Origin of the sequence: Streptomyces sp. HP-A2021 (genome assembly GCF_022807935.1) — a bacterium.
GTDB classification, from domain to species: domain Bacteria; phylum Actinomycetota; class Actinomycetes; order Streptomycetales; family Streptomycetaceae; genus Streptomyces; species Streptomyces afghaniensis.
In genome coordinates this window covers 7,744,370-7,769,055 of record NZ_CP094344.1, presented here as the reverse complement: position 1 = coordinate 7,769,055, position 24,686 = coordinate 7,744,370, and the positions used below count along the sequence as shown (strand labels likewise).

24 protein-coding genes are annotated in these 24,686 nt (G+C 71.7%); 14 read left to right on the top strand and 10 right to left on the bottom strand.

What is annotated here, in order from left to right:
• The first annotated feature begins 357 nt into the window (after nucleotides 1-357).
• The 4 genes from MQE23_RS35100 (at nucleotide 358) to MQE23_RS35085 (ending at nucleotide 2,649) form a co-directional block, all read left to right on the top strand.
• Nucleotides 358-1,263, top strand: coding sequence for a DMT family transporter (locus MQE23_RS35100; protein WP_037673382.1), 906 nt, complete (start codon nucleotides 358-360; stop codon nucleotides 1,261-1,263).
• Nucleotides 1,264-1,332: 69 nt separating this feature from the next.
• Nucleotides 1,333-1,848 (top strand): NUDIX domain-containing protein, encoded by a 516-nt coding sequence (locus MQE23_RS35095; RefSeq protein ID WP_243382868.1) that lies wholly within the window; start codon nucleotides 1,333-1,335, stop codon nucleotides 1,846-1,848.
• Nucleotides 1,849-1,924: 76 nt separating this feature from the next.
• Nucleotides 1,925-2,317 carry a DUF202 domain-containing protein gene (locus tag MQE23_RS35090; protein ID WP_020276796.1) on the top strand — a complete coding sequence of 131 codons (393 nt, stop codon included), beginning with the start codon at nucleotides 1,925-1,927 and terminating at the stop codon, nucleotides 2,315-2,317.
• Nucleotides 2,314-2,649, top strand: a complete 336-nt coding sequence (locus MQE23_RS35085) for a DUF202 domain-containing protein (RefSeq protein WP_243381235.1) — start codon at nucleotides 2,314-2,316, stop codon at nucleotides 2,647-2,649. The genes MQE23_RS35090 and MQE23_RS35085 overlap by 4 nt, the downstream gene beginning before the upstream one ends.
• Before the next feature lie 525 nt (nucleotides 2,650-3,174).
• Here the strand turns inward: MQE23_RS35085 and MQE23_RS35080 are convergent.
• Nucleotides 3,175-4,119, bottom strand: coding sequence for an NADP-dependent oxidoreductase (locus MQE23_RS35080; protein ID WP_020274181.1), 945 nt, complete (start codon nucleotides 4,117-4,119; stop codon nucleotides 3,175-3,177).
• A 198-nt stretch (nucleotides 4,120-4,317) separates the two neighbouring features.
• On the opposite strand from MQE23_RS35080, the gene MQE23_RS35075 reads away from it, so the two are divergent.
• Nucleotides 4,318-5,340 carry a phosphotransferase family protein gene (locus tag MQE23_RS35075; RefSeq protein ID WP_020274180.1) on the top strand — a complete coding sequence of 341 codons (1,023 nt, stop codon included), beginning with the start codon at nucleotides 4,318-4,320 and terminating at the stop codon, nucleotides 5,338-5,340.
• A gap of 5 nt (nucleotides 5,341-5,345) precedes the next feature.
• The gene (locus MQE23_RS35070) at nucleotides 5,346-6,560 is read left to right on the top strand and encodes an acyl-CoA dehydrogenase family protein (RefSeq protein ID WP_243381233.1); all 1,215 of its coding nucleotides are present in this window, start codon (nucleotides 5,346-5,348) and stop codon (nucleotides 6,558-6,560) included.
• A 108-nt stretch (nucleotides 6,561-6,668) separates the two neighbouring features.
• On the opposite strand, the gene MQE23_RS35065 is transcribed toward MQE23_RS35070, so the two are convergent.
• The 3 genes from MQE23_RS35065 to MQE23_RS35055 are packed head-to-tail and all read right to left on the bottom strand — an operon-like array spanning nucleotide 6,669 to nucleotide 9,725.
• Entirely contained in the window at nucleotides 6,669-7,262 is a 594-nt protein-coding gene (locus tag MQE23_RS35065; protein WP_020274178.1) for a TetR/AcrR family transcriptional regulator, read from the bottom strand.
• Nucleotides 7,263-7,290: 28 nt separating this feature from the next.
• Nucleotides 7,291-8,955: an AMP-binding protein gene (locus tag MQE23_RS35060; protein ID WP_243381231.1), complete on the bottom strand. Its 1,665-nt coding sequence runs from the start codon at nucleotides 8,953-8,955 to the stop codon at nucleotides 7,291-7,293.
• The gene (locus MQE23_RS35055; RefSeq protein WP_243381230.1) at nucleotides 8,952-9,725 is read right to left on the bottom strand and encodes an SDR family oxidoreductase; all 774 of its coding nucleotides are present in this window, start codon (nucleotides 9,723-9,725) and stop codon (nucleotides 8,952-8,954) included. Before MQE23_RS35055 ends, MQE23_RS35060 begins: the two co-directional genes overlap by 4 nt.
• 221 nt (nucleotides 9,726-9,946) lie before the next feature.
• Between MQE23_RS35055 and MQE23_RS35050 the strand changes: the two genes are divergently transcribed.
• Together MQE23_RS35050 and MQE23_RS35045 are read left to right on the top strand one after the other, a co-directional pair.
• Nucleotides 9,947-11,182, top strand: coding sequence for a DUF1343 domain-containing protein (locus MQE23_RS35050; RefSeq protein ID WP_020274175.1), 1,236 nt, complete (start codon nucleotides 9,947-9,949; stop codon nucleotides 11,180-11,182).
• A 106-nt stretch (nucleotides 11,183-11,288) separates the two neighbouring features.
• Nucleotides 11,289-12,551 (top strand): serine-threonine protein kinase, encoded by a 1,263-nt coding sequence (locus tag MQE23_RS35045; protein ID WP_243381228.1) that lies wholly within the window; start codon nucleotides 11,289-11,291, stop codon nucleotides 12,549-12,551.
• 19 nt (nucleotides 12,552-12,570) lie between these two features.
• On the opposite strand, the gene MQE23_RS35040 is transcribed toward MQE23_RS35045, so the two are convergent.
• On the bottom strand, nucleotides 12,571-15,369 hold the full coding sequence (locus MQE23_RS35040; RefSeq protein ID WP_243381226.1) for a penicillin acylase family protein: 2,799 nt from the start codon (nucleotides 15,367-15,369) through the stop codon (nucleotides 12,571-12,573).
• A 263-nt stretch (nucleotides 15,370-15,632) separates the two neighbouring features.
• Between MQE23_RS35040 and MQE23_RS35035 the strand changes: the two genes are divergently transcribed.
• On the top strand, nucleotides 15,633-16,235 hold the full coding sequence (locus MQE23_RS35035) for a hypothetical protein (protein ID WP_243381225.1): 603 nt from the start codon (nucleotides 15,633-15,635) through the stop codon (nucleotides 16,233-16,235).
• Between the two features lie 75 nt (nucleotides 16,236-16,310).
• Nucleotides 16,311-17,051, top strand: coding sequence for a 3-keto-5-aminohexanoate cleavage protein (locus MQE23_RS35030; protein WP_243381223.1), 741 nt, complete (start codon nucleotides 16,311-16,313; stop codon nucleotides 17,049-17,051).
• 425 nt (nucleotides 17,052-17,476) lie between these two features.
• On the opposite strand, the gene soxR is transcribed toward MQE23_RS35030, so the two are convergent.
• Nucleotides 17,477-17,941 (bottom strand): redox-sensitive transcriptional activator SoxR, encoded by a 465-nt coding sequence (soxR, locus tag MQE23_RS35025; protein ID WP_020277612.1) that lies wholly within the window; start codon nucleotides 17,939-17,941, stop codon nucleotides 17,477-17,479.
• A gap of 121 nt (nucleotides 17,942-18,062) precedes the next feature.
• Between soxR and MQE23_RS35020 the strand changes: the two genes are divergently transcribed.
• Nucleotides 18,063-18,524: a MaoC family dehydratase gene (locus tag MQE23_RS35020; protein ID WP_243381221.1), complete on the top strand. Its 462-nt coding sequence runs from the start codon at nucleotides 18,063-18,065 to the stop codon at nucleotides 18,522-18,524.
• A gap of 10 nt (nucleotides 18,525-18,534) precedes the next feature.
• Here MQE23_RS35020 and MQE23_RS35015 read toward each other — a convergent pair whose 3' ends face one another.
• The 3 genes from MQE23_RS35015 to MQE23_RS35005 all read right to left on the bottom strand — a co-directional run bounded on the left by MQE23_RS35015 (nucleotide 18,535) and on the right by MQE23_RS35005 (nucleotide 20,703).
• The gene (locus tag MQE23_RS35015; RefSeq protein WP_037674391.1) at nucleotides 18,535-19,176 is read right to left on the bottom strand and encodes a TetR/AcrR family transcriptional regulator; all 642 of its coding nucleotides are present in this window, start codon (nucleotides 19,174-19,176) and stop codon (nucleotides 18,535-18,537) included.
• 70 nt (nucleotides 19,177-19,246) lie between these two features.
• The gene (locus MQE23_RS35010; protein ID WP_020277609.1) at nucleotides 19,247-19,492 is read right to left on the bottom strand and encodes a YiaA/YiaB family inner membrane protein; all 246 of its coding nucleotides are present in this window, start codon (nucleotides 19,490-19,492) and stop codon (nucleotides 19,247-19,249) included.
• A 59-nt stretch (nucleotides 19,493-19,551) separates the two neighbouring features.
• The gene (locus tag MQE23_RS35005) at nucleotides 19,552-20,703 is read right to left on the bottom strand and encodes an acyl-CoA dehydrogenase family protein (protein ID WP_037674401.1); all 1,152 of its coding nucleotides are present in this window, start codon (nucleotides 20,701-20,703) and stop codon (nucleotides 19,552-19,554) included.
• A gap of 77 nt (nucleotides 20,704-20,780) precedes the next feature.
• Between MQE23_RS35005 and MQE23_RS35000 the strand changes: the two genes are divergently transcribed.
• From MQE23_RS35000 to MQE23_RS34990, 3 genes are all read left to right on the top strand, one after another.
• Entirely contained in the window at nucleotides 20,781-21,422 is a 642-nt protein-coding gene (locus tag MQE23_RS35000) for a TetR/AcrR family transcriptional regulator (protein ID WP_037674389.1), read from the top strand.
• Nucleotides 21,423-21,482: 60 nt separating this feature from the next.
• The gene (locus MQE23_RS34995) at nucleotides 21,483-22,193 is read left to right on the top strand and encodes a winged helix-turn-helix domain-containing protein (protein WP_037674397.1); all 711 of its coding nucleotides are present in this window, start codon (nucleotides 21,483-21,485) and stop codon (nucleotides 22,191-22,193) included.
• Nucleotides 22,194-22,300: 107 nt separating this feature from the next.
• Nucleotides 22,301-23,263 carry a DMT family transporter gene (locus MQE23_RS34990; protein WP_243381219.1) on the top strand — a complete coding sequence of 321 codons (963 nt, stop codon included), beginning with the start codon at nucleotides 22,301-22,303 and terminating at the stop codon, nucleotides 23,261-23,263.
• Here the strand turns inward: MQE23_RS34990 and MQE23_RS34985 are convergent.
• Nucleotides 23,252-24,622, bottom strand: a complete 1,371-nt coding sequence (locus MQE23_RS34985; RefSeq protein WP_020277604.1) for an MFS transporter — start codon at nucleotides 24,620-24,622, stop codon at nucleotides 23,252-23,254. The two genes, MQE23_RS34990 and MQE23_RS34985, sit on opposite strands and share 12 nt — an antisense overlap.
• Between the last annotated feature and the right edge of the window lie 64 nt (nucleotides 24,623-24,686).

Genomic DNA, 24,686 nt, shown 5'->3' with positions numbered 1-24,686 from the left:
TTCCTCACGCGCTCTTCTTGTGTTTCGGCTCACGGCGGTCGATGGAGCGCGTGTGTGCGCTTCGCCATGAACTGATCACGCACAGCCAACCCCCAGCCAATGCTTGACGTCAAGGGCGGCAAGGGCGTTACACGCGTCAACTACTGCCACTTGTGAGGGTTTTGTGATCAGTGAGGCCGCAGAGGCGGATGAGGCAGGCATCCGATTTTTCCGTTTCGCCCTTTGTGGCGTGCGTCATAGTGCTGGGCGGTCACCACCGCGCACCATGGCATGACGTACGGGCGCGCCGGGCGGAGCCGGCCGGTACAGTCGGCCCCTACGCCATCGTGACCCGACCTGATGATCGAGGTACACCGCGTGTCGGTTCTGGTACTGGTGCTCGCCGTGAGCGCCGCTTGCTGTCTTGGCTTCGGTTTCGTGCTGCAGCAGAACGCGGCCCAGCGCGCCCCGCTCAACGACTTCCTGTCCTTCCGGCTGCTGATCGACCTGGTGAAGGTGCCGCGCTGGCTCGGCGGCATCGCGCTGATGGTGGTCGGCATGGCGCTGGGCGCGGCCGCGCTGGGGCAGGGCCAGCTGTCGCTGGTGGAGCCGCTGCTGGCGACGAACCTGCTGTTCGCCCTCGCGCTGTCCCGCCGGCAGACCCGGCAGCCGCTCGGCCGCCAGGGCTGGGCGGGCTTGCTGTTGCTGGCTGGCGGTGTGAGCGCGTTCATCGTGGCGGGCGAGCCACAGGGCGGCGCCGCGACGGCCGATCCCACCCGGCAGTGGCTGATCATCGGGGCCATGATCGGGCTCGCCCTGCTGTTCACCGCGCACGCGAAGCGCTCCCGGCTGAGTTCCGGGCCGGTGCTGCTGGCCCTGGGCGCCGGGCTCCTCTACGGCGTGCAGGACGCGCTCACGCGGGTGAGCGGGGAGAAGTTCTCCGAGGGTGGCTTCGCCGAGCTGCTGACCGGCTGGCAGCCGTACGCCGTCCTCGCGCTGGGCGTCACGGGGCTGGTCCTCGTGCAGAGCGCCTTCGAGACGGCGTCCCTGCGCAAGTCGCTGCCCGCCCTGACCGCGGCGCAGCCGATCGCGGGGATCATCTGCGGCGTCGGCTTCCTGGGCGACCGGCTGCGGACCGACGCGGTGGCCCTGAGCTGGGAGGCGGGCGGCCTCCTGGCCGTGGTGGCCGGCATCGTGCTGCTGGGTCTGCATCCGGCCATGCCGACGGGGGCGGCGGAGCGGGTGCGTGCGGGGCAGCTTCAGCCGCAGCCGCAGGCGCAGTGAGGCCTCGCGCCCTGCTTGGATGAGGGCATGAGTGCTGTGGACCAGGGCATGAGCGCTGCCGACGAGGGCATGAGCCCTGCTGACGAGATCCTCGACATCGTCGACGAGGACGACCGGGTCATCGGGCAGTCACCCCGGGGCGAGGCCTACGCCAGGGGGCTGCGGCACCGCTGTGTGTTCATCCAGGCCCGGGACGCCGAAGGCCGGATCTTCGTGCACCGGCGGACCCCGATCAAGCTGGTCTTTCCCTCCCTGTACGACATGTTCGTCGGCGGAGTGGTCGGCGCGGGCGAGTCCTACGACACGGCGGCCCTGCGCGAGGCCGAGGAGGAACTGGGCGTGACGGGTCTGCCGCTCCCCCGGTACCTCTTCAAGTTCCTCTACGACAACGGCGCCGGACAGACCTGGTGGTCGGCGGTGTACGAGGTCCGGTGCGACCTTCCGGTACAGCCGCAGGCCGAGGAGGTGGCCTGGCACGACTTCCTGCCCGAGGACGAGGTGCGGCGGCGGCTGAGCGACTGGGAGTGGGTGCCGGACGGGCTGGCGGCGTACGAGCGGCTCGTGGCGTTTCGGTCGACGGGCTGAAAGCCGAGGAGGCCGCCGCGAGGCCGGGGGCGCACCGGCAGTACCCGGTGAAGGTGTCCCCGGTAGGGTCGCGCACGTGATCGAGTTCGTACGGAACGTCCGTTTGTGGTTCGCGCCGGCGGAGGTGCGGCGGGACGGCGAGACGCCGGACTACCGGTTCTCGCTGGCGAACGAACGCACCTTCCTGGCCTGGCTGCGCACCGCCCTCGCGCTGATCGGCGGCGGCTTCGCCGTGGACCAGTTCCTGCCGGACCTGCGCTGGGGCTGGCGGGTGGGGCTGGCGCTCGCGCTGCTGGCCGCGGGTGTGCTGTGCGCGCTGCGGGCGGTCAACCACTGGGTGCGCTGCGAACGGGCCATGCGCCGGGGCGAGGACCTGCCGGTGTCCCGGTTCCCGGCGGTGCTGAGCCTCGTCGTCGCGATCGTGGCCCTCGTCATGGTCGTCGTGGTGCTCGTGGGGTGGGAGGGGTGAACGCGCCGGCGGCCCGGCGGGAGGACCCCGACCGCGATCCCGGGCTGCAACCCGAGCGGACCCGGCTCGCGTGGCGGCGTACGACGCTGTCGGGCACGGTCTCCGCCGTGCTCGCCGTGAAGACCGCGCTGCACGGCGGGGCGTCGACGCCCGGGATCGTCGCGTGCGCGCTGTGCGGCGTCCTGTGGCTGGCCTTCCTGACCATCGCCCACCGCCGCATCCGCACGCTCGCGGCCACCACCAGCCCCGCGGCGTTCGCCCCCCGACACGCCACGGCCGCGGTGCTGTGCACGCTGGCGATGGCGGTGTGCGGGGCGGCACTCGTCCTCTAGGCCTCGGCGCGCTGCGGGCGGCTACCGCCGAGGGCCGGGACGCCGGGCACCAGGGCGGCGAGCGGCTGCCTGCCGGGGACCGCACCCGGGCGCGCCGGATACCGCACACCGCGGGCGCCCGATCAGCCGGGGCGGCACTCGTCCGCCAGACCACCACGGGCGGCTGCCGCCGAGGGCCGCGGCCGACCGCCGGGACCGCGTGCCGCGAGCGGCGCCTGCCGGATACCGCCCCCGGGCGCCGGTACCGCACACCGCGAGCGCCGAACGGGGAACCCGGACGCACGACGCCCGCACGCCAAGGGGGCGGACGCCGAGGCGGCCGCACTGGAAGCACCGACCGCCCGGGCGTCGGACGCCGCGAGCCGCCGGCGTCGGGACCACACACCGCACGCGAGGGGCGCTGCACGTCCGGGCGTCGCTCGCCGGGCGGCACGCCAGTGTTCTCAGGACGCCCCCGCACGCCGCACGCTGCGGGCGCCATCGCCCCCGGCGCCGCGCGTCGGGTGCCAAGGCGCGGGTCTGCGGCTACGTGTCCTCCGGCTCCCAGTCCACCGTCACGACGATCTTGCCGCGTGTGCGGCCCTGCTCGTTCAGCCGGTGTGCGTCGGCCGCTCGTTCCAGTGGGAACGTCTCCGAGACGTGCACGCTCACCACGCCCTGTTCCGCCAGTTCGGACAGCCGCCGGAGGTCCTCCGCGTCGGGGCGGACGAAGTAGTAGCGGCCGCCGTAATTCACGACGTCGATGTCGGCGATCGACGCCAGGCGGCCCTCGGGGGCCAGCAGGTTCGCCGAGACCTTCAGCGCGTCCCCGCCGACCGTGTCGAACACCGCGTCCACACCCTCGGGCGCCAGCCCGCGCACGCGCTCGCCCAGGCCCTCGCCGTACGTCACCGGCTCCCCGCCGAGGCCACGCACGAAGTCGTGGTTGTGCTCGCTCGCCGTGCCGATCACCCGGGCACCGAGATGGACGGCGAGCTGCACGGCGATCGAGCCGACCCCGCCGGCCGCGGCGTGCACCAGCACCGTCTCGCCCCGCTTCACCTGCAGCACCTTGAGCAGCACCTGGTAGGCGGTGAGCCCGACCAGCGGCAGCCCGGCCGCCTCCTCGAAGGAGAGGTTGCGCGGCTTGCGCGCGAGGGTGCGCAGGGGCGCGGCCACGTATTCGGCGAAGGTGCCTCGGGAGAGGAAGTCCTCGCGTACGTACCCGATGACCTCGTCCCCGACGTCGAACTCCGAGACCGCCACGCCGGGCCGTACGACGACGCCCGAGACGTCCCAGCCCGGCACCACCGGGAACGCGGCTTCGAAGAGCCCCTCGAGGTAGCCCTCGCGGGCCTTCCAGTCGACGGGGTTCACGGACGCCGCCCGCACCTTCACCAGCACCGAGTCCGGGCCGACCTTGGGATCGCGGACCTCCCCGAACGCCAGCACCTCGGGGCCGCCGTACCGTGAGTAGCTGATCGCCTTCATGGATCCGACCCTCCAAGCTCGCCGCGCGGCACGCAAGCCGGATGGCCTGAACGAAGCGGCCTAAACCTCCCCGGCACCCCACGGCGGGAGTCGTCGGCCTATCGTGGCTCCGATCACGTTTCGGCCCCACTCTGGACGACATACCGACCGGTCGGCATCATGAGTCGGGAACTGTTCACCTGCCCGTAGGAGCGACGCATGAGCCCCGACCACCCGCCCGGACTCGACCTCGACCGGCTGCGCGGCCTGCTCGACCGTGAGCTGCCCGGCCTGGTGAGCGGCGCACTGTCCGGTCGGCTGATCGAGGGCGGACGGTCGAACCTCACCTACGCCGTCTCCGACGGCACCTCCCGGTGGGTCGTACGACGGCCCCCGCTCGGCCATGTGCTGGCCACCGCGCACGACATGAAGCGCGAGCACCGGGTGATCAGCGCGCTGCACCCGACCGCCGTGCCGGTTCCGCGGCCGGTGCTGCTGTGCGAGGACGTGGAGGTGCTCGGCGCGCCGTTCTACGTCATGGAGTTCGCCGAGGGCACCCCGTACCGCACGGCCGACCAGCTCGCCCCGCTCGGTCCGGAGCGGACCCGGGGCGCGGTGCTGAACCTGGTGGACGCGCTGGTGGAGCTGCACGCGGTGGACCCTGGCGAGGTGGGGCTCGCCGACTTCGGCCGGCCCGAGGGCTTTCTGGACCGGCAGCTGCGTCGCTGGGGCAAGCAGCTGGACGCCTCGCGCAACCGCGAGCTGGCCGGGATCGACGAGCTGCACGCCACGCTCGGCCGGCGGCTGCCCTCCTCCCCCGCCCCGGCGGTGGTGCATGGCGACTACCGGCTGGACAACGTCCTGATCGGCGAGGACGACCGCATCAAGGCGATCCTCGACTGGGAGATGTCCACTCTGGGCGACCCGCTCACCGACCTGGGCCTGCTGGCGATGTACAGCATCCCGCTCGATGCGGCGGACTCCCCCGTCTCCACGACCGCCGAGGCACCTGGGCACCCGGACCCGGCCGAACTGATCGAGCGGTACGCCGCACGCTCGGGTCGCGACGTCTCCGCGGTCTCCTGGTACACGGCGTTCGCCTGGTTCAAGCTCGCCGTGATCCTGGAGGGCATCCACTACCGCTACACCCTGGGCCAGACGGTCGGGCGCGGCTTCGACCGCATCGGCGGCCTGGTCCCCGTCTTCATCGAGCACGGTCTCACCACCCTTCAGGAAGGCTGACGGACATGGACTTCGCGTTCGACGCGCGCACCGAGGAGCTGCGCGGCAAGCTGCTGGCGTTCATGGACGAGTACGTCTATCCGGCCGAGGCCGTCGCGCACGAGCAGCGGGCACAGCTCGCCTCGCCGTGGGAGACCCTGGCGGTGGTCGAGGAGCTGAAGGCCGAGGCGCGCAGGCAGGGCCTGTGGAACCTCTTCCTGCCGGACTCCGAGTACGGCGCCGGGCTCACCAACCTCCAGTACGCGCCGCTCGCCGAGATCATGGGACGCTCCCCGCAGCTGGCCCCGACGGTGACGAACTGCGCGGCACCCGACACGGGGAACATGGAGGTGCTCACCCAGTTCGGCGACGAGCAGCAGCGCAAGCAGTGGCTGGAGCCGCTGCTGGCCGGCGAGATCCGCTCGGCGTTCGCGATGACCGAGCCGGAGGTGGCCTCCTCGGACGCCACGAACATCACCACGCACATCGAGCGGGACGGCGACGAGTACGTCATCACCGGCCGCAAGTGGTACATCTCCGGGGCGATGCACCCGGACTGCAAGATCTTCATCGTGATGGGCAAGACGGACCCGGAGGGTTCCGACATCCGCCGTCAGCAGTCGATGGTCCTGGTCCCGCGTGACACGCCGGGTGTGACGATCGAGCGCGCGATGCAGGTCTTCGGCTACGAGGACCACTACCACGGCGGCCATGCCGAGGTGATCTTCGACCACGCGCGCGTGCCGGCGGCGAACCTCATCGGCGAGGAGGGCGGCGGCTTCGCCATCGCGCAGGCCCGGCTGGGTCCCGGGCGGATCCACCACTGCATGCGGCTGATCGGGATGGCGGAGCGGGCGATCGAGCTGATGTGCCGGCGGGCGGTGTCCCGTACGGCCTTCGGGAAGACGCTGGCCCAGCAGGGTGTGGTGCACAACTGGATCGCGGACGCGCGGGTGACCGTGGAGCAGTTGCGGCTGCTGGTGCTGAAGACCGCGTGGCTGATGGACACGGTGGGCAACAAGGGGGCGCACACCGAGATCCAGTCGATCAAGATCGCTACGCCCCGGGCGGTCGTGGACATTCTCGACCGGGCGATCCAGTTGCACGGTGCGGGGGGTGTGAGCCAGGACTTCCCGTTGGCGGAGCTGTACGCGGGGGCGCGGACGCTGATGATCGCGGACGGGCCGGACGAGGTGCATCAGCGGTCGCTGGCGCGGCGGGAGTTGAAGCGGTACGTGTGATGCGGCGGGGCGGCGGGAGGGTTTTCGCCCCCGCCGCCCCTACCCGTCCCGTCCCCAGGGGGCTCCGCCCCTTCGACCCCGCCAGGGGACGGAGCCCCCTGGTTGCGGCTACGGGCGCAGGGCTCGCAGCAGCAGGTCCGCCAGGTGGTCGGCGACCTGCTGGGGGCTCATCGGGCCCTCGGGGCGGTACCACGTCGACAGGTGGTGGACGGACCCGAAGTGGTAGTCGACCACCAGATCCGCCGGCGTCGCCTTGGAGAAGACGCCCGCCTCCTGGCCCTCCTCGACCAGCGCGCGGAAGCGCTCGTGGTAGCGGCGGCGCTCGGCGCGGACCTGCTTGTTCTTCTCGGGGCTCAGATGGTGCATGGACCGCCAGAAGATCATCGCGTCGTCGAGGTTGTCGATGGTCGTCACCACGACGTCCGCGGCCGCGGCCCGCAGCCGCTTCTCCACCGGCTCGTCGGCGTCCGCCACGGCGTCCAGTCTCTCCTGCTGGATGCGCAGCACGCGCGCGTACACCTCGTGCAGAAGGTCGTCCTTGGAGCCGAAGTAGTGGTAGAGCGCCCCCTTGGTGACCCCGGCCGCCTCGACGATCTCCTGCACCGAGGTGCGGTCGTAGCCCTGCTCGGCGAAGAGCCGGGTGGCGGCGGCCAGGAGCCGCTGAGGTACGGGGGTGCCGTCCGAGTCCGTCGTCCTGGGCACTGCCGCCACCTGCCTTTCCGTACTGCTGTCAGTTGCCTTGCGTCCGGGAACGAAGTTCCCGACGGAGGATCTTCCCACTGGCCGTCTTCGGCAAGTCCGGCAGGATCTCCACCTGGCGCGGGTATTTGTAGGCGGCCAGTCTCTCCTTGCAGTAGAAAGCGAGTGCATCCGGGTCCGTGTCGGCGTCCGGACGCAGGCTGATGTACGCCTTGACGGTCTCCCCGCGATACCCGTCGGGCACGCCCACGACGGCGGCCTCGCGCACCGCCGGGTGCGTGTAGAGCACGTCCTCGACCTCGCGCGGCCACACCTTGAAGCCGGACGCGTTGATCATGTCCTTCTTGCGGTCGACGACGTACAGCCAGCCCCGCTCGTCCATGAAGCCGATGTCACCGGTGCGCAGTTCGCCGCCGGGGAACGTCTCGGCGGTGGCGTCGGGGCGCCGCCAGTAGCCGGGCACGACCTGCGGCCCCCGTACGACGATCTCGCCCTGCTCGCCGAACGGCACCTCTTCGCCGTTGTCGTCGACGATCCGTACGACCGTGTCGGGGCCGGGCAGGCCGACCGCGAGGGTCCCGGAGACCGGGTCGACGGGCGCCTGAAGACCGGGCGGCACGGAGGCGCACGGCGCGGTGCACTCGGTCAGTCCGTACCCGTTGCGGATGTACGGCCCGAAGCCGGCCCGGAACTTCTCCACCAGCGCGGGCGGCAGCGGGGCGCCGCCGGAGGAGATCACCCGGAAGGAGGAGAAGTGTTCGCGGGTGACGGACGGATGGGCGGCCAGCGCCATGAAGGCCGTGGACGGGCCGACGGTGTAGTGCGGCCGGTGCTCGGAGAACGCGTCGAGCACGAGGCCGGCCTCGAAGCGGTAGGCCAGCACGAGCGTGCCGGCGCTGCTCAGGCAGGCGCCGAACTGGCAGACCATGCCGGTGATGTGGAACAGCGGCGCCAGCGCGAAGTAGACGGGCCGCTCGGGCAGTCCCAGGCCGGTCCGCTGGCGCTCGGCGTTGTACATGATGTTGCCGTGCGTGTTGGTGGCGCCCTTGGGCGCGCCGCTGGTGCCCGACGTGTAGCTGATCAGCGCGATGTCGGAGGGCTCGGGGTCCCGGCCCTCGGGTGCCTTGTACCCGGCCCGGGCCACGGTCACCAGGTCGTCGGCGTCCGGGGCCTGCGGCAGGCGCTCGAAGGTCAGCACGCGCGCGTCGTCCCGCGTCTGGAAGTCCAGCTCGCACCCGGTGAGCACGATCCGCACGGGCGAGTCCGCCGCCGTCTCGCGCAGATACGACTCCCACGCCCGGTCCGAGCAGATCAGCGCGGCGACCTCGCCGTCGCGCAGGACGTGGGACACCTCGCCCGACTTGTACATCGGGTTGGCGGGCACGACGACCGCGCCCGCCTTCCAGGCGCCCAGCACGGCGAGCACGAAGTGCGGGGAGTTCTGGAGCAGTACCGCGACCCGGTCACCGCGCTCCAGGCCGCGCGCCGCGAGATGCCCGGCGACGGAAGTGCTGAGCTCGTCGACGTCCCGGTAGGTCAGGCGGCCGTCGAAATAGGCCAGGAAGTCGCTGCCGGGCGTCTCGGCCACGGCCCGGCGCAGGGCGTGCACGAGGGAGTCGGCGGGGTCTATCGCACCCTTCTGGGCGTCGTTGAGCAGCTCCAGCCAGGGCTTGGCCGCGTAACGTGACTCGGTCACCGGTTCTCCTCCCACTGCTGCTGGATGCGGTTCATGCCGGTCAGCCACCGGTCGGGGTCACCGGCCCGGGCCTGGCGGTACGCGGCGACCTCGGGGTGCGGCAGGATCAGGAAGCGGTCCTCCTCGATGCCCTTCACCAGGGCGTCCGCCACGGCCTCCGGCTCGATCGCGGTCGGCTGGAGCACCAGGTCGCCCGCGCTGCCGGTGGCGGCCAGCATGTCGGTGCGGACGCCCTGCGGGCAGATGGCGTGGACCTTCACACCCCGGTGCCGGTACGTCAGCGACAGCCACTCGGCGAAGGCGAGGGCGCCGTGCTTGGTGACGGCGTAGGGCGCGGCGCCGATCATGGTGAGCAGCCCGGCGGCGGAGACGGTGGAGACGAACCGGCCGCTGCCCCGCTCCAGCCAGGCGGGCAGCAGCTCCTGAGCGGCCCGGACATGCGCCATGACGTTCACGTCCCAGGAGGTCGCCCAGGCCTTCTCGTCCAACGCCTGACCTGGATCGAGGCCGTCGAAGGCGACGCCGGCGTTGGCGCAGTACACATCGACGGTCCCGTCGAGCGCGTCGCGGGCGTCGGCGACGATCGCCGAGGCATCGCCGGGCACGGCGACGCCCCCGACCTCGTCCGCGACGTGCTTGGCCCGCTCGGCGTCCAGGTCGTTGACGACGACCCGGGCTCCCTCAGCGGCGAAGCGCCGGGCGAGTGCGGCTCCGATTCCGCCACCTGCCCCCGTGACAACGACTCCAGCCCCTTGAAAGGCTCCCACCATCGGTCTCCTCTGACGCGGCTCGGCAATGGCGCCAGACTAACCGGTCGGTATGTACCAGGGAAGGGGTGCCGGCAACACCCCTGAAAGGGGCGCGAGGCTGAACCGATGTGCGGCTCCGCCGCGTGGGCGCGAGCAACCACAGGCGGCCCGCGGCCTCCCCACAGCCCGCGGGAGCGCTTACCGTGCCCATGCCGACCGTCCCCGCTCAAGGAGGTCACCGCATGCGCCCTTCCAGACGAGCCGTCATCACGGCGGCGACGGCAGCAGCCGTCTCGGCCACACCCACCGCAGCCGCGGCCCAACGCCCCAGAACACTCCGCACCGGTTTCGAACGACTCGCCCACGACGGCTACGCCCTGCTCGACGGCCAGAAGGTCGGCATCGTCACCAACCCCACCGGCATCACCCGCGAGGTCCGCCACATCGTCGACGTCATGCACGCCGACACCCGAGTGGATTTAAGGGCCGTCTTCGGCCCCGAGCACGGATTCCGCGGCACCGCCCAGGCCGGCGGCTCCGAGGGCCGCTACGACGACCCGGCGACCGGCCTGCCCGTGTACGACACGTATCTCAAGAGCGGCCGGCCGCTCGCCGACATCTTCACCGCGTCCGGCGTGGACACGGTCGTCTTCGACATCCAGGATGTCGGCGCCCGCTTCTACACCTACATCTGGACCCTGTACGACTGCATGGAGGCGGCGCAGCTCGCCGGCAAGCGGTTCGTGGTCCTGGACCGGCCCAACCCGGTGACCGGCCGGGCGGCCCTGGGGCCCGTCCTGCACAAGGAGTTCGCCACGTTCGTCGGGCGGCAGCCCATCGCCCAGGCCCACGGGATGACCGTCGCGGAGCTGGCACGGCTGTTCAACGAGGAGTTCCTGACCGAGCCGGTACAGCTGGAGACCGTGGCCATGTCGGGCTGGAGACGCTCGCACTTCTACGACGCGTCCGGGCTGCCCTGGGTGCCGCCCAGCCCGAACATGCCGACGCCGGAGACGGCGCTGGTCTACTCGGGGACCTGCCTGTTCGAGGGCACGAACCTGTCGGAGGGGCGGGGCACGACCCGGCCGTTCGAGCTGCTCGGCGCCGAGGGCATCGACCGGCGCTGGGCCGCCGCCGCGAACGAACTCGCCCTGCCCGGCGTGCGCTTCCGGGAGGCGTACTTCGCGCCGACCTTCTCGAAGTTCCAGGGCAGGACGATCGGCGGCGTGCAGGTCCATGTGCACGACCGGGACGTCTTCGATCCCGTACGGACGGGGATCGCCCTGCTCGTGACAGCCAGGAAGGTCTGGAGCGGCTTCGCCTGGCGCTCCGACAACTGGATCGACAAACTCACCGGCTCCGCGCGCGTGCGCACGATGATCGACGCGGGCGCGGACACCGACGAGGTCGTGGCGGGGTGGCGGGAGGAGCTGGCGGCGTTCCGGAGGATGCGGCGGACGTACCTCCTCTACCGCTGAGCGCGGCATCACCCGCCCAATGCGGCCGTGACGTATGGCCAAGCTCCCCCGTTGGCAGGACGATGCGCCACATCGTGGCGTAACCCGGGGGAACAGGGGGCCTGTCATGGCGGATCCGGCGATGCGTGTGACTCCCTACTGGGAGCTGGCCTTCGACGCGGACGGGGACCCGGCGGGCCGCCAGCGTGACCGGCTGCTCGCCGGGGTGACCGAACGGAAGGTGCGCGACCTCGTCGTCTTCGCGCACGGCTGGAACAACGACCCTTCGGGTGCGACCCGGCTCTACGACCGGTTCCTGGCGCCCGTTCCGCGGCTGGCCCCGGCGGCCCGGATCGGGTACGTCGGCGTGCTGTGGCCGGCCATGCGGTTCTCCGACGAACCGATCCCGGACTTCCCCCGGGCCGTGGCGGCCGAGGCCCCCAGGCGACCGGTGCTCGACAAGGACACGCGGCACGCGCTGCTGGAGTCCTTCCCGGGCCGGGCGATCCTGGTCGACCAGATCGCCCGGCTGCTGGAGCAGCAGCCGCCGGAGGGGGCCGAGCTGGAGGAGTTCGGGCGGCTGGTGCGGCTGCTGGTGGAGGTGGTGGCGCCCGGGCCGCAGGCGCTGTTCGCGGCGGACACGGTGGCGGAGGGTGTGCCGCAGAGCGAGCCGGCGATGCTGGCCGGCTCCTCGGCGTCGGCCTGTGAGGAGTTCGCGAGGGCGCTGGCGGAGCTCGACGGGTCCGGCGCGCGGCAGGGGTTCCGCCTCCCCAACCCCTGGGAGGGGGCGCACGAACTGCTGCGGCAGGCGACGTACTACGCGATGAAGCGGCGTGCGGGAACCGTCGGCGAGCGGGGTCTCGGGCGGGTCGTCGGGCAGCTCGCGAAGGCGGCGCCGGGCGTGCGCGTGCACCTCGTCGGGCACAGTTTCGGCGCGCGGCTGGTGTCGTTCGCGCTGCGCGGCCTCCCCGAGGGCGTGCGTACCGTGAAGTCGGTGACGCTGCTCCAAGGGGCGTTCTCCCACTACGCGTTCGCGGCCCGGCTGCCGCACGACGCGCGTGCCGGAGGGGTGCTCCAGGGGCAGCAGAACCGCGTCGACGGTCCTCTCGTGTGCTGCCACTCCCGGCACGACTCGGCCCTGGGCACGATGTATCCGCTGGCCTCCCGCATGGCGGGTGACAGCCGGTCGGTCGCCGGCCTCGACATGGGGCGTGCCCTGGGCGCCGAGTGGGGTGCGATGGGCTACGACGGGGTGCAGGCGGTGCCGGGCACGCGCGCGTACACCCTCGCCGAGGCCCTGCGGGCGAAGCCGCCCGGCTCGGGGTGCGTGATCGACATCCTGCACGAGGAACTGGCCCGGCTGGTGCTGGCGGCGGGCCGTATTCGCTGACCCGCCGCCAGAGCCCGGGTCACCGGTGTGAGGTGAACTCCACGACCTGCTGGTAGGTCGGCCGGTTCTGCCAGCTGATCTTGCCGTGCTTGATGCCGCCGAGGGTGCGGTGGATGACCGAGTCGGCGCACCACTGGTCGCCCGCCGAGCACTGGTCGTCACCGGGGTAGACCTGGGCCGCCGTCTTGCCGGCCGCCTCCTTCAGGGTGCTGAGGAGGGTGTCACGGCAGGCGCCGAGGTCTCCGCCGCCGCAGTACTCGCGGGCCAGCGGTCCGCGCACCTGCTCGCCGAGCACGGCCCGGATGTCCTTGTCGACGTAGCTCCACCAGCCGTACTGGAAGGAGCTTCCGGCGTGCGACCCGGTCGGGCCGTGGGAGGCCGACGGGGACTCGTCGACGGGCAGGTTGGCGGTCATCGCCCCGAACAGCTTGCTGCCGAGGCCCGGTTCGAACTCGGCCTTCACCAGGAGCGGCCACCAGGCGTCCAGGATGCGGATCGCGTCGGCGTCGGCGTACTTCTTGGATCCGGCCGAGGTCTCCGTGCGCTTGCCGCCCGCGGCGACCCACGTCTGGAGTTTGCTCACGGCGGCCGCGGCGGTGGGGTCGGTGACCGGCGAACTGTTCACGACCTTCAGCAGCTCGGGCAGGACATCCTCCGCCCGCAGGTCGGCCGTGGCCGCGTCGGCCATGGCCTTCACCAGCGAGGCCCTGGTCACCCCGCCCTGCCGGACCAGCTTCTGCACCCGGTCCTCCAGGAGGTTGCCGCGGTGCACGGAGCCGTTGCCCCAGGGCGCGGTCGTGTAGTCCTTGGCCTGCTTGTTGTTCCAGGAGATGTAGTAGTCCTGGTCGATGGAGTTGGGGTGGGCGGAGGGCGGGGTGTAGTCGGCCGTGTTGGTCGCCGGGTCCCAGCCGCGCCACTCGTACGCCGGCCGGGCCCACACCGGGAACTCGGCGTCGACGCCGTTCGCGCGCACCGGGTTGTCGCCGCTGTTGTAGTAGGCGGTGTGCTCGGAGTCGACGTAGAACCAGTTGAAGGTGTAGTTGATGTGCTGCACCGCCTTCTGGAACGACTCCGGGCCCTTCACGTAGTCCGGGTCGTTCAGCATCTGGAAGCCGATGATGGAGTCGGCCTCGTGCATGAAGGACGAGCGCAGGGTGGTGTAGGCGACCTTCTTGCCGCCGACCGTGGCGCGGTACTCGACGGGTCCGTACTTCGTGCGCCAGACCCGCATCGTGTACGAGCCGGCCGCGGTGCCGTCGGCGACCGTCGGCTTCCAGGCGTTCTTCTGCTCGATCTTCTCCATCGGCGTGCAGGTGCCGCGGTAGAGGTAGTGGTAGTCGTCCTTGCACAGTTCGACGGCGAACGTGTCGATGATGTCCTGGCCGGAGGTCGTGGCGCTCCACGAGTAGTCCTGGCCGCGGCCGAGTTCGACGTACATGCTCAGGCCCGCGAAGGAGGCGCCGCGGGCGCTGATGCCCGGCCCCTGGAGCTCCTGGAGCAGCAGCAGCTGGGGGGCGAAGTAGCCGGTCTGCGGGCCGAACACGGCGACCGGGTGGCCGCTGGCGGTGTGCTCACCGCTGACCACGAGGGCGTTGGACATGCCGCGCTTGGCGGAGGACAGGGCCGACTTGGCCGCCTGGCCGGACGCGCCGGTGGCACTGGCCGTGGCGGCGCTGCCGGTGCGGTCGTAGACGAGCGGCTCCGGCTTCACCGAACCGGCGTCCGGCATTGCCGCGCCCTGCGGGTCGTCCGGCTTGGTCGCGTACGGGAAGCTGCCGTCGTGGACGGTGAGGACGGCCTCCGGGTCGTTGCGCTCGCGGAAGGACTCCCAGACCTTGGTGCCTTCCGCCACGCCGTACTTCTCCTGGGCGGCGAGCAGGGAGAGCGCGTTGTTGACCTCGCCGCCTCCGCCGGAGCCGAACAGCGCGCCGATGACGGAGCCCAGCGCGACCATGTCGGTGATCTTGAAGTGCTCGATCTTCCCGGCGTTGGTGACTGAGTCCTTGTGCCCGGTGAGGACGTACTCACCGGGGAAGTACCGGCCGCTGTCGGAGGCGTCGATGTAGGCGTTGATGCCGTCGAGGTAGGCGTCGGCGTCGGCGAGGGCCTGCTTGCCGCGCTCGCCGTTGGTGGCGACGGCGTTGTCGATCTGCGCCTGGAGATCGGCCTCGGTGTAGGGCGCGTGCCGCCAGAACTGCTGTTCCAGGCCCTGGTTGGAGGGCGCGCCGCCCGCGAAGGAGGTCACCTGTCCACGTCCGACGTGCCGGAAGACGTCCATCAGCCACAGCCGGTCCTGGGCGGCGGCGTAGCCGGCCCCGAACTCCGTGCCGTACCGGGTGGTACCGGTGATGTGCGGCACACCGGTCTTCTTGTCCCGGACGATCGTCACGTCACCGCGCCCGGCCGGCTTGACGGTGGAGGCGACCTGATCCGCCGGGACCCCGAACGACGCGTCGTTGAAGAAACTGTTGATCTTGTCGTTGGTGAGGCCGGTGTACCCCTTGGCGAGGTCGGCATAGGGCCCGAGCTGGTCTTCGGCGTGCTCGGGCTGGGTGCCGAAGGCCTGGTTCAGGAGGACCTGGGCCAGGGTGGCGTTGCCGTTCTGGCCGGGCGGGAGGATGTCCGAACACTGGTTGCCGCAGTGGTCGTTCGCCGCGGCCGTGACCTGCGCGGTCCCCGTCTCCGAGGCGGCCGCCTGTGACAGCGGCGACAAAAGACCCGCGATCAGCGCGCATACCGATGCGGTCTTCAGGAACCCGGGGATTCCGTGGGGAGTTCTCATTCTGTCGAGAACGGTGCGTGGGTTACTCCGTGGCATGTGGGGGGCTCCTCCCGACGGGGGTGGGCGGGATGTTACCGCCGGTATCCCCGCGATTGAAGATGAGCAAGCGTCACTTTTTGGAGTCAGCACAACAGGCACACGGACCACGGCAGTCGACTCGAGGCCTCGTCGGACGGCTTATGGAGGCCATTTGAAATCGGATGGAGCCGATTCGCTTGTCGATACGTCTATTCGGCGACGTCCTTACGACGACGCCGAAGTGACCGGATTAGGTGCAGGTGTGACGGAGGTGCAGGACGATGGCCGGTTTCCGGAGTCTGGCGAGACAGGTCCGCGATCCGCGGTGCGATCTGGCACTGCGGCGCTATTCGCTGCGCAAGTGCCTTGAGAGGTTCGCCCCTTACGGGCACAGGGCGACCTGGGACCATCTTTGCTCCCGGGCCGGGTTCGGTCCCGAGGACCGGTCCCCCGATCCGGTGCGGCTCGTGGCCGCACTGGACGAACTGGAGGAGGCGCGGGCGGTCTGGCTGGCCTACGAGGTCGAGTTCGCCGAGCGCCGCAAGAAGGAGAAGCACGACGGACTGCGCCGGCCGGGCAGTGTGGACGACTGGCACCGGCTGACCTGGGGCGGTTTCGGCGTGGCGTGGTGCGACGATCCGGCGGTCCATCCCCGTGAACCGCTGGCCGAGGTGCTGCGCCGGCTGATCGCCGCGCTGGAGCGCGAGCCGGGCTCGACGTGCCCGGTGTGCGGCGGGGAACAACTCGCCTGGAAGTACGACCTGGACCACGAGCCTTCGGCGGGTCCGGTCTGCACGGACTGCGGAATTCTCGTACCGCGTCCGGTGCTCACGCCCGAGTCCCTGGCGGACGCCAGGCGGGCGAGGCTGTTGGTGTCGGCTTGACGAGTGCGGGTGCGCGGGGGGTGCGCCGGGGATGCCGCACCCCCACTGTCAGTGAGGGCTGACACCATCGTCGACATGGTGCAGGTGTGTCTGAACGGTCCGCGGACCGCCGCCGACGGTACGGCGGTGCCGCTGACGCCCGAGTCCATGGCCGACTCCGCCGCGGACGCCGTCGCGGCCGGGGCCACGGACATCCATGTCCATCCCAAGACGCCGTGCGGGCGGGACACGTTGTCGCCCAGGGTGCTTGCGGAGACGCTCTCGGCGATTCGCTCGCGCGTGCGGGTGCCGGTGGGTGTGACCACGGGGGCATGGGCCGAGCCGGACCCTGCCGCCCGGCTGGAGCGGATACGGAGCTGGACCGACCTGCCCGACCACGCCTCGGTCAACTGGCATGAGCCCGGTGCGGAGGAGGTTGCCGGCCTGCTCCTGGATCTCGGGGTGGGCGTGGAGGCCGGCATCTGGTCCGGGACGGACGGCGCGGAGCGGTTCGCTGCCTCGCCGCTGGGGCCGAGGGCGCTGCGGGTGTTGGCCGAGGTGACGGATACCGGCCCTTCGAGTGCGGTGGCTTCTGCGCGGGGGTTGTTGTCCGAGCTTGGGGCCGCGCACGGGCGTCCCGTCCTGCTGCACGGGGAGGACGGGGGTGCGTGGCCGGTGCTGCGGCTTGCGGGCGAGCTGGGGTTGGCCACGCGGGTCGGGGTGGAGGATGTGCTGGTCCTGCCGGACGGGAGGCCGGCCGGGTCCAATGCGGAGCTGGTTACGGCGGGGTTGGTGGAGTACGAGGCGGGTCGGCAGGGTGCGCAGCGTCGTTGCTGAGGCCGGGTGGGTCCGCAGCCCGGCGGAACGGGGTACCGCTGCGCCCACCCGTGCCGCCCCAGCGGCACGCCTGCCCGCAGCTATGCGGGACCGGCGGGGCCCGCAGCCAAGCAGGACGGGTGGTCCGCAGCGCGGGGGCTACGGCTGCTGAGCAGGTCGCCGCGCGCCCGCACACGTAGCGGCCGGCCTGCGGCACCTGGGCCACGACGCACCCGCAGCCCAGCGCCGAGTGCCAGCCCCCGCCGCGAAGCGGGAGCACGACGCGCCCCGCACCCGCGTACGCACGGAAGGGGACGTGTCGGGGGGGTGTCCGCCCGCAGCGGTTGGCGCGTCAACGGACAGTCAGTCGGTATCCGACCCCATCGCGCCGTTCCGAGGAGGGACACCCCCCGGCGCGGCCCCGACCCACCACCCGGCGTCAGGCGCTACCCGCGCCCCTTGTCCACCATCAGGCGCGACCCCGCCCGGCGCTCGCCGAAGACGTCGCCGGGGTTGGAGAGGACGCACGTGTCGAGGGAGAGGCAGCCGCAGCCGATGCAGTCGGTGAGGTGGTCGCGGAGGCGGTTCAGCTGCTTGATGCGCTCGTCCAGTTCCGAGCGCCAGGCCTCCGACAGATGCGCCCAGTCCTCCCGGGTCGGCGTCCGCTCCTCGGGAAGCTCCGCCAGCGCCTCGCGGATCGTCGCCAGCGGGATGCCGACCCGTTGCGCGGCCCGGATGAAGGCGACCCTGCGCAGCGTGTCACGCGAGTAGCGGCGCTGATTGCCGGCGGTCCGGCGACTGCTGATCAGGCCCTTCGACTCGTAGAAGTGCAGGGCGGAAACGGCGGCCCCGCTGCGCGCCGCCAGCTGGCCGACCGTGAGCTCGTGGATCTTCTCTGAAATCTGGGGCACCCTTCGAACCCTACCGATCGACCCCACCGAGTCCGTTGACACGGCCCCCGCAGCCGACCATGCTAAGCAGTCGCTTAGAGATTCAAGCGCACGCAGACTTCCTGACGCGAGAGGCCGGGACATGGCACAGCCGAGGATCTTCACATCCGTCGACGACCTGAAGTCGGCGGTGGGCGAGCAACTGGGGTACACCGACTGGCTCGACATCGACCAGAAGCGGATCGACCTCTTCGCGGAGGCCACCGGCGACCACCAGTGGATCCACGTCGACCCGGAGAAGGCCGCAGCGGGGCCCTTCGGCACCACCGTCGCCCACGGCTATCTCACGCTGTCGCTGCTCCCCCTCTTCGGACCGCAGCTGATCTCCGTCGAGGGCGTGAAGATGGGCGTCAACTACGGGACGAACAAGGTCCGTTTCCCCTCCCCCGTCCCCGTCGGCTCCCGGCTGCGCGCCACCGCGACCATCAGCGCCGTCGACGACGTGCCCGGCGGCGCCCAGGTGACCGTCGCCTTCACCGTGGAACGCGAGGGCGGCGACAAGCCCGTCTGTGTCGCCGAGTCGATCGCCCGCTACTACCTCTGACCCCGGCGGGCTACCGGCGGGCCGCCGCTCCGCCGTCCCCCACCATCCGCAGCACGAGGTCGGCGTACAGCGCGCCGACCTCGTCCGGCGTCCACGGCCCGTCGACGTTGAACCAACGCGCCACGTCGATGCAGAGCGAGAGCACGGCCAGGGTCGTGCCCTTCACGTCGAGCACGTCGAACTCACCGGCCGCCACGCCGTCCTCGATGATCGCCCGCACCTCGGCGTCGCACTGCCGCCGCAACGCGAGGATCTCCTCACGGGCGTCCGGACCGAGCGAGTCCAGCTCGTACTGGACGACCCGGGCGGTGGTGCGTCCGCCGGCGTGCCAGCGGACGAAGGAGCTGACCGCGCCGGCCAGGCGCTCGCGGGCGGTGCCCTCCTGCCGGGCCGCCGTCCGCAGGATCTCCAGGGCCTTCTCGTGCCCGATCCGGCTGATGCGGTGCAGCAGCTCTTCCTTGGTCTTGTAGTGGATGTAGAGCGCGGCCGGGCTCATTCCGGCGCGACCCGCGATGTCACGGGTCGTCGTGGCGTGGTACCCGCGCTCGGCGAAGGCCTCCACCGCGGCGATCAGCAGCCGTCGCGCCGCGTCGGGCGTGACCTCGCCCCACGCCTGCGCCTCGCCACCGGCCGTATCCTCCGCCGTACTCATCACTCGCCCCTCTCCACCGACAGGGACAACACCATACCGCCGAAGGTGAGCGAGCGCTTAGTGCGGCAGCTCAGTGCTTCTCGAAGGGGGTGTACGAGGGCGCCGCCCCCTCCTGCCGGTCCCGGATCACCTTGGCCAGGGTGAAGGAGGAGGTGACCAGGTACAGAACGGCGATGGCGAGAAAGCCCCGCACCCAGGCGTCGGCGCTCAGTTGGTAGATGCCGATCGCGGTGGCCGCCATGGCGACGGCGAAGGAAGCGACGGCCTGGCCGTAGAAGGCGGCCGTGTTCTGCTTGCTGCCCGGTGTGTCACTCATGGGGCAAGCTTCCGGCGGACGTGGCCCGCGCCACATCGGCTGAAGTACTCAGGGCGTACTCAGAACGCCGAAACGCCCGTGAGCGCACGCCCGATGACCAGCTTCTGGATCTGGCTCGTGCCCTCGTAGAGGGTCATCACGCGGGCGTCCCGCAGCAGCTTGCCCGCGGGGTACTCGTCGATGTAGCCGTAGCCGCCGAAGACCTGGAGGGCGTTGTTCGCGGCGCGGACGGCCGCCTCCGAGGCGAACAGCTTGGCCTTGGACGACTCGACGGCGAACGGCCGGCCGCGGTCGATCAGGTCGGCGACCCGCCAGGTCAGCAGCCGGGCGGCGTCGACGTCCACGGCGATGTCGCTGATCAGTTCCTGGACCAGCTGGTGACGGGCGATGGTCTTCCCGAACTGCTCGCGCTCGCCCGCGTACCGCACGGCCGCGTCCAGAGCGGCCTGGGCTATGCCGACACAGCCCGCGGCGACCGACATCCGGCCCTTGGCGAGGGCGGACATGGCGACCGAGAAGCCCTTGCCCTCCTCCCCCAGCAGCGCCGAGGCGGGCACACGCACGTCCTCCAGTACGAGTTCGGCCGTGGCCTGGCCGCGCAGCCCCAGCTTCCCGTGGATCGTGCGGCGCGTCAGGCCGGGCGTGTCCGTGGGGACCAGGAAGGCGGACACGCCCTTGTGGCCGGGGGCGTCCGTGGAGCGGGCGAAGAGCAGGACGACGTCGGCCCAGGTGCCGTTGGTGATGAACATCTTGGTGCCGTTGATGACGTAGTCGTCGCCGTCGCGCACCGCCCGCGTCGCGAGGTTGCCCGCGTCCGAGCCGGTGCCCGGCTCGGTCAGGCCGAAGCAGCCGACCGCCTCGCCGGACGTGAGCCCCGGCAGCCACCGCCGCTTCTGCTCCTCGCTCCCCCAGGCGGCGACGGTCTTCGCGACGAGCCCCAGCGAGACGGAGACGATCCCGCGCACGGACGAGTCGCCCCGGCCGAGTTCCTCCGTGACCAGGCAGTACGCCAGGTGGTCACCGCCCGAGCCGCCGTACTCCTCGTCGATCGTCAGACCCAGGAAGCCGACCTCGCCGAGCTTCTTGACGATCGCGCGGTCGACTTCCTCGGCGCGGTCCCAGGCGACGGCGTTCGGGGCGATCTCGCGCTCGACGAAGTCCCGGGCGAGCTGCCGTACGGCGGTCTGCTCCTCGCTGAGCTCCAGGTTCACCACAAGCCACTCCACTTGAAAGCCGTACATTTAAATTAGCACTGCTAGTTTCTATCGGCAGCCCTACTATGTGCGCCATGGCCCGACCGCGCAAGCCCCTGCTCAGCACCGACCGGATCGTCGAGACGGCCCGCGCGCTCGTGGACGCGGAGGGCCTCGCGGCCGTCTCCACCCGCCGGCTCGCCGCCGAACTCGGGGTCAGCGGGCCCTCGCTCTACAACCACTTCCGCACCAAGGACGAGATCCTGGAGGCGGTCGCCGACTCGGTGAGCGGCCAGGTGGACCTGACGATGTTCCAGGACGGCCGCGACTGGCGGACCGCGCTGCACGACTGGGCCGTCTCCTACCGGACCGCGCTGCGCGACCACCCGAACATCGTCCCGGTGCTGGCCCGCGGCCCCGGCCGCCGCCCGGCGGGGCTGCGCCTCGCGGACGCCGTCTACGGCGCGATGGTCGAGGCGGGCTGGCCGCCGGCCCAGGCCACGTCCATCGGCGCGCTGATGCGGTACTTCGTGATGGGTTCCGCGCTCGGCTCCTTCGCCGGGGGCTTCGTGAACGACGCGAGCGCCTACGACCCCGCCGACTACCCCCATCTCCAGCAGGCCCATCTCCTCGCCGAGCAGCAGGAGAAGATCGACGAGCGGGCCTTCGAGACCGGGCTGACGGCCCTGCTGGACGGGCTGGCACGGCAGTACGAGCAGGTGCGGCGGACCGCGTAGCACCATCGCGACGGGACACTTCGGCGGCGGCCGAAGGGTCGGTGTTCCATGCTGGGGGGCATGACGACGAGGGACCCGCAGGCCACGGCCCTGGCCCGGCTCGCCGCGCTGTTCGCGGACGAGACCCGGGCCGCGTGCCTGCTGGCGCTGCTCGACGGCCGGGCCTGGACCGCGAGCGAACTGGCGCGGCACGCGGGTGTCGCCGCGTCGACGCTGAGCGAGCACCTCGGCAGGCTCGTCGCGGGCGGGCTGCTCGCCGAGGAGCGCCAGGGCAGGCACCGGTACGTCCGGCTGGCCGACGCGCGGGTCGCGCAGCTGGTGGAGGACCTGGCGGCGCAGGTCGCGCCGGGTACGGCCGTACGGCCGCGGAACCTGCGGCAGTCGAGCGCCGGTTCGGCGATGGCCCGGGGCCGCACCTGCTACGACCATCTCGCCGGGCGGCTCGGCATCGCGGTCACGGACGCCCTGACGGCGCGCGGTCTGCTGCAGCAGGAGACGGGGTTCGCGCTCACCGAAGCCGGGCTGGCGTGGTTCGAGTCGGCAGGCATCGGCCTCGATCGGCGTGGTCGGCGTCCCCTGGCCCGTGCCTGTCTCGACTGGACCGAACGCCGGCCTCATCTCGCGGGCGTCGCGGGCGCGGCGCTGTGCCGGCACGCCCTGGACGCGGGGTGGTGCGTCCGTATCGGCTCCGAGCGGGCCGTGAAGGTGACAGCGGCCGGTGAACGGGCACTGTTCGATCTGCTGGGCGTGGAGGCCAGGGCGCTGCACTGACCCCGAAGCCTCGTCGGACAAGCCCCGGCACGCCGCCTGACCGGCCGCGAAGGCCCCGTCCGAAATTCGCGAGCGTCCGTCCCCCCTTCCCTCCTAGCCTCGGGATCATGATGAACCACACCCCACCCCGCCCCGCCCGCCGGGCCGAACTGCTGGCCGCCGGTGCGGCCGCGGTGACCGTCGTGCTGTGGGCGTCCGCCTTCGTCTCGATCCGCAGCGCGGGGGACGCGTACTCGCCGGGCGCGCTGGCGCTCGGGCGGCTGCTGGCCGGAGCGCTGACGCTGGGGGTGATCTGCCTGCTGCGGCGGGAGGCGTGGCCGCCGCGCTCGGCCTGGCGGGGGATCGCCATATCGGGTCTGTTGTGGTTCGGCGTGTACATGGTCGCCCTCAACTGGGGCGAGCAGCTGGTCGACGCGGGTACGGCCGCCCTGATCGTGAACACCGGGCCGATCCTCATCGCGCTGCTGGGTGCCCGGTTGCTCGGTGATCCGATGCCGCCGCGGCTGCTGGCGGGGATGGCGGTGTCGTTCGCCGGTGCGGTGACCGTGGGTCTTTCGATGTCCGGCGGGGGCGGTTCCTCCGTGCTCGGAGTGGTGCTGTGCCTGCTCGCGGCGGTCACCTACGCCGCCGGTGTCGTCGCGCAGAAGCCCGCTCTGGGCACGGCCAGTCCGTTGCAGGTGACGACGTTCGGCTGCCTGGTCGGCGCGGTGGTCTGCCTGCCGTTCGCCGGGCAGCTCGTCCAGGAGGCCGCCGAGGCGCCGGCCTCCGCGACGCTCAACATGGTGTACCTGGGCATCTTCCCGACCGCCCTGGCCTTCACGACGTGGGCGTACGCCCTGTCCCGGACGACCGCGAGCCGGATGGGCGCGACGACGTACGCGGCGCCCGCGCTGGTCGTCCTGATGTCCTGGCTGTTCCTCGGCGAGGTGCCGGGGCTGCTCACCCTGGTCGGCGGTGTGCTGTGCCTGGCGGGTGTCGCGGTGTCGCGGTCGCGGGCGGCGGCTCGGGCCGGGGGTCCGGGAGCGGCTCCGGAGCCCCGGCCCGAGCGCACTGGGGGCTCAGCCCGCTGACTCGGCTTCCGCCCTGGCCTCGGGCGCGGCTTCCGGTTCCGCCGGACGCGCCCGGTCCGCGAGGACCTTGATCGACACCAGCGCGATCACCGAGAGCGCGATGATGTAGCCCGACACCGCCATCGAGGTGCCCGTCGCCTCCAGCAGCAGCACCATGACGAAGGGGGCGAGGCCGCCGCCCGCGACGGCCGCGATCTGGTAGCCGAGGGAGGCGCCGGTGTAGCGCATCTCGGGTGTGAACAGCTCGGCGAAGAGGGCGGCCTGGGGGCCGTACATGATGCTCAGGAAGCAGCTGGCGACGAACGTCCCGACCGCGAGCCACAGCAGCGAGCCTGTGTCGATCAGCAGGAAGAGCGGCACGGCCCACAGCGCGATGCCGGCCGCCCCGAAAGCGTAGATCCGGATGCGGCCGATGCGGTCGGAGAGCGCGGCGGCGGCCGGGATCAGCACGAGCTGGGTGAGGCTGACGCAGAGCGAGACCGTGAGCACCGGGCCCTTCTTCATGTCCAGCTCGCGGGTCGTGTAGTCGAGGACACCGGTGATGAGGATGTAGAAGGTCGCGGTGTTCACGGCGAAGGAGCCGCCGGCCAGGAGGACCGTGCCGAGGTGGCCGCGCAGGATCGTGCGCAGCGGTGAGCTCTGCTCGGTCTTCTCCTGCTCCGCGAGGGCGCGTTCGGCCTCCCGGAACGCCGGGGTCTCCTCGACGCGGGTGTGGATGTACCAGGCGAGGGCGAGGACCAGCAGGCCGACCAGGAACGGCACGCGCCAGCCCCAGGCCGCGAACGCCGAGTCGGTGGTGAGCGCGCCGGCGGCCAGGAAGACCGTGTTGGCGGTCACCACGCCGATGGGGACGCCGAGCTGGACGACACTGCCGTAGACGCCGCGCTTGCCCTCCGGGGCGTACTCGGTGGCCAGGAGCATCGCGCCGCCCCACTGGGCGCCGACGGCGACGCCCTGCGCGACGCGGAGCAGGACGAGCAGGATCGGGGCGGCGACGCCGATCGTCTCGTACGTCGGCAGCAGGCCGATGCCCGTGGTGGCCACGCCCATCAGCGTGAGCGCGAGGACCAGCATCGGCTTGCGGCCGCGCTTGTCGCCGAGGTGGCCGGCGACGATGCCGCCGAGGGGGCGGGCGAGGAAGCCGACGGCGAACGTGGCGAAAGAGGCCAGCACGCCGGCGCTGGGGCTGCCGGCGGGGAAGTAGAGGTCGCCGAGGACGAGGGCGGCGGCGATGCCGAAGACGAAGTAGTCGTACCACTCGACCGCCGAGGCGAGGGCCGCGGCGGTGGCCACGCGGCGGCGGTTGCCCGCGGCAGGCGCGGTGGCGGTTGGCGGCTGAGCGGAAGGGGCCGTGTCCATGCGGTGCACGCTCCGGTGGGTGCGAGGACGGAACGGGGGGTGGATCGATGGTCCGGGGAACGTA

What these genes read in the sequence shown, in the direction of transcription:
- MQE23_RS35095 (WP_243382868.1), top strand. Translation starts at nt 1,333, where the DNA reads ATGAGCCCTGCTGACGAGATCCTCGACATCGTCGACGAGGACGACCGG.
- MQE23_RS35080 (WP_020274181.1), bottom strand. Translation starts at nt 4,119, where the DNA reads ATGAAGGCGATCAGCTACTCACGGTACGGCGGCCCCGAGGTGCTGGCG.
- MQE23_RS35075 (WP_020274180.1), top strand. Translation starts at nt 4,318, where the DNA reads ATGAGCCCCGACCACCCGCCCGGACTCGACCTCGACCGGCTGCGCGGC.
- MQE23_RS35070 (WP_243381233.1), top strand. Translation starts at nt 5,346, where the DNA reads ATGGACTTCGCGTTCGACGCGCGCACCGAGGAGCTGCGCGGCAAGCTG.
- MQE23_RS35055 (WP_243381230.1), bottom strand. Translation starts at nt 9,725, where the DNA reads ATGGTGGGAGCCTTTCAAGGGGCTGGAGTCGTTGTCACGGGGGCAGGT.
- MQE23_RS35050 (WP_020274175.1), top strand. Translation starts at nt 9,947, where the DNA reads ATGCGCCCTTCCAGACGAGCCGTCATCACGGCGGCGACGGCAGCAGCC.
- MQE23_RS35045 (WP_243381228.1), top strand. Translation starts at nt 11,289, where the DNA reads ATGGCGGATCCGGCGATGCGTGTGACTCCCTACTGGGAGCTGGCCTTC.
- MQE23_RS35040 (WP_243381226.1), bottom strand. Translation starts at nt 15,369, where the DNA reads ATGCCACGGAGTAACCCACGCACCGTTCTCGACAGAATGAGAACTCCC.
- MQE23_RS35035 (WP_243381225.1), top strand. Translation starts at nt 15,633, where the DNA reads ATGGCCGGTTTCCGGAGTCTGGCGAGACAGGTCCGCGATCCGCGGTGC.
- MQE23_RS35030 (WP_243381223.1), top strand. Translation starts at nt 16,311, where the DNA reads ATGGTGCAGGTGTGTCTGAACGGTCCGCGGACCGCCGCCGACGGTACG.
- MQE23_RS35020 (WP_243381221.1), top strand. Translation starts at nt 18,063, where the DNA reads ATGGCACAGCCGAGGATCTTCACATCCGTCGACGACCTGAAGTCGGCG.
- MQE23_RS35015 (WP_037674391.1), bottom strand. Translation starts at nt 19,176, where the DNA reads ATGAGTACGGCGGAGGATACGGCCGGTGGCGAGGCGCAGGCGTGGGGC.
- MQE23_RS35010 (WP_020277609.1), bottom strand. Translation starts at nt 19,492, where the DNA reads ATGAGTGACACACCGGGCAGCAAGCAGAACACGGCCGCCTTCTACGGC.
- MQE23_RS35000 (WP_037674389.1), top strand. Translation starts at nt 20,781, where the DNA reads ATGGCCCGACCGCGCAAGCCCCTGCTCAGCACCGACCGGATCGTCGAG.
- MQE23_RS34995 (WP_037674397.1), top strand. Translation starts at nt 21,483, where the DNA reads ATGACGACGAGGGACCCGCAGGCCACGGCCCTGGCCCGGCTCGCCGCG.
- MQE23_RS34990 (WP_243381219.1), top strand. Translation starts at nt 22,301, where the DNA reads ATGATGAACCACACCCCACCCCGCCCCGCCCGCCGGGCCGAACTGCTG.
- MQE23_RS34985 (WP_020277604.1), bottom strand. Translation starts at nt 24,622, where the DNA reads ATGGACACGGCCCCTTCCGCTCAGCCGCCAACCGCCACCGCGCCTGCC.